Origin of the sequence: Mycobacterium sp. UM_Kg1, assembly GCF_000972925.1 — a bacterium.
GTDB lineage: Bacteria > Actinomycetota > Actinomycetes > Mycobacteriales > Mycobacteriaceae > Mycobacterium > Mycobacterium hiberniae.
In genome coordinates this window covers 1-2,596 of the sequence record NZ_JRMK01000270.1, presented here as the reverse complement: position 1 = coordinate 2,596, position 2,596 = coordinate 1, and the positions used below count along the sequence as shown (strand labels likewise).

At 58.3% G+C, this 2,596-nt stretch carries 2 protein-coding genes; one reads left to right on the top strand and one right to left on the bottom strand.

The features are described 5' to 3' along the window. Positions 1 to 693: hypothetical protein (locus tag LI92_RS23985; RefSeq protein ID WP_046322349.1), on the top strand; the 693-nt coding region annotated here is incomplete at its 5' end. A gap of 180 nt (positions 694 to 873) precedes the next feature. Here LI92_RS23985 and LI92_RS23460 read toward each other — a convergent pair. Beyond that, entirely contained in the window at positions 874 to 1,995 is a 1,122-nt protein-coding gene (locus tag LI92_RS23460; protein WP_192830107.1) for a hypothetical protein, read from the bottom strand. Between the last annotated feature and the right edge of the window lie 601 nt (positions 1,996 to 2,596).

Here is a 2,596-nt window from a genome sequence, read left to right as displayed (position 1 = left end):
GGCGACAGCGCCAAAGTCAGCTTCAAGGATCTTCTGGGCGACAGCGCCAAAGTGAGCCTCAAGGATCTTCTGGGCGACAGCGCCAAAGTGAGCCTCAAGGATCTTCTGGGCGACAGCGCCAAAGTGAGCTTCAAGGACACGATCGCGAGCGGTGCGGCGGGGCAGTCAATTCTGGACGACTACGCAAGGAGATTGATCCCCTCCGGCTCAGCGCTGACGTTTGACGTCCTCATACCGGAGGGCTCGGGACTGAGGTCAATGATGGACGACCTCGCCAAGGACGTCATTCCGCCGGGTTCAGTGCTCGGCGCGATGGTGGGTGAGGCCCTCGACGCCGTGATGCAGGATGCAGATCAATTCTCAGCCCCAGAGGACTTTGGTGCAGCGGTTGGGCAGGCCACGCCCAAGGTTGCCGAGCAGGTTCAGTCACTCAAGAGCCCTGAAGCGATCACGGCTTACCTAAACCTAATGGCGGTCATCATCCAGGTGCTGTTGGCGATCTGCACTTTGGTAGTGACCGTGTTGCAGGGCCATTCTCAAGGCGAGAGTATCAACCAGACCGTGATCAACGTTGAGATCACCAACAGCGTGACGAATCAGCCGGCCGCACCCGCCCCTACGTGCCCCGAGGTCAAGGACCAGCCCCCGATCTCGTCGATCCCAGCAGGCTCGGACCAGCCTCCGTCCACGTAGCTCCCGGCTCCACCGGACAGATCCTGGGTGTCTTGGCAAGGCGCACTTCAGCCAGTAATCAAGCACGCATCAGCGAGAGGCAGGTGACGCAGCAGGCGCCGATGCGATCCGTTTGGCGTGAGGCTGCGATGAAGATCAGGTAACCGTCCGAGCTTTGATTTTCGATCGCCGCACTGCACCCTAGAGCGCGTCAATCAGGTGCCGGAGGGAGCGATGGACGTTGTCGGGCCGTTCCAGGCGCCGAAGCGCGCTTTTTATATGCGCAGCATGAGAGCGCTCCGCCACGACGTGATCGCAATATCCTGCCGCAGTGGTGAGGTACATCATGTCGATGAGATCGTTATCTCTCCACCGCAACTTGTCATTGCATAGCTTTTCATGAATGACTTCGCGGTATAGGCTCAGTGCTGGCATTCCAGGTAAATCCTTTTCAAAATAATTATCACACCATTCAGCGAACTTCTGGGGAGTCGCTTGCACTGAGCGTGCAGCACTCTCAAACTCCAATCCAAGGTCCTCAGTAAACTTCTCTAATGTCTGCCGTCGCTTTCTTTCGCCGCTCATTGGGTTTGTTCGCATCATCTCTGCGAACCGCTGAAATCCGGCAGCCCACTCTGGAGGTATCCGCACCGGCAGATGGTCGCTGTCGAGCAGCGTATCGAAAAGGCTAGAGACGCAAGTGAGTGCCCGCCAAATCCGTTGGAATTCAACGGGTAGGTCAGCAGTGGTTTCAGTATCGGGTGGCGCGCTCACGAACTGAGACTCCGGAGCCAGAGTCACTACAGGGGGGAACGCTACGGCGGGCATGAGATTTCGCTCTGCAATCGATTTCTGAAGCTCGAGTCCGCGAACCTCTACGGGCCTGCGTAACTGCCACCCCGAAGATAGTCTTGAGATTATTAGAGCGCGCTCGTAACGTCTGTCGAAATTCACCTGCTTACATGTCTCCAACATATGTCCGGTGGACAGCGGCAACACCACTTCGCGAGCACTCGCAAGTTCGATCAAACGCGCCGCGGCCTCACGCTCTTCTAGATTAGAAACAGCAGCGGGTCGATAAATCGCAGCAGTGAGTGTGCTCCAATGATTCTGGTCGAGGTAGATCGTGGGCCTTCCATCTAGGGGAGCATCTTCCTTAAGCTGGAGCAAATCGACGGAGAAGGTATCGTCTCTAGTAGTGCGAAATTGCGCAGTGAGGCTTGTAGGGTTGTAGACGATTTCCTCGATTAAGCTCGATGGCGCGAAAAGATCGGCGTTAAGAGACACCGCAACTGTCTTACCATCCTGCAGCGTCACCGACATCGTCCCGCTTCGGTCTAGGCGCATATTGAGAAGCGGCGCGCTGGTAGATCGGGGTGTCACGCGTCGACATCCGTGTGGGCACTGGACGCACCTGACGCGGACGGAGGCGACAACAACGCTTCGTTCATGACCACACAATAGAGTTGCGGTCGAGAATCCGTTGAAACGATGCTGCTTCCCTACCTAATCCCACGCGAGCGGCCCAACGATTCAAGTCAGCCTTCGCCAAACCGCGATTGCTGCACACATTTCGGTCGCACGCGCGGTTCGAAGAGGCGTCAGCCGATCGTCATACTGGCGCACCGGTTTCCCAGTTGAACGCCCTATCGTTCCACTCGCCGTGTTCACTTTTTCTCGGGGAGAGAGGGAGCGAGTGCCGGCGTGTGGCTCCTGCCCCCTGTCGGTGGACTTTTGACCCGCCCCCCCTTGAGTGTCCGGTGTTGCGCCTGTCTGGTGGGTCCGCTGCGGGGCGGTGGCGTGGCGGTCGGGCGGGTTGGATGGGGCGCAGGGGTGCCCGTGAGCGCCTGTTTGGACTGTTGCCGGATCACGCAGCATTTGGCGATGGTGGTGCTGCTGCCGGTGTGCGCTGACAGCGCCAGCA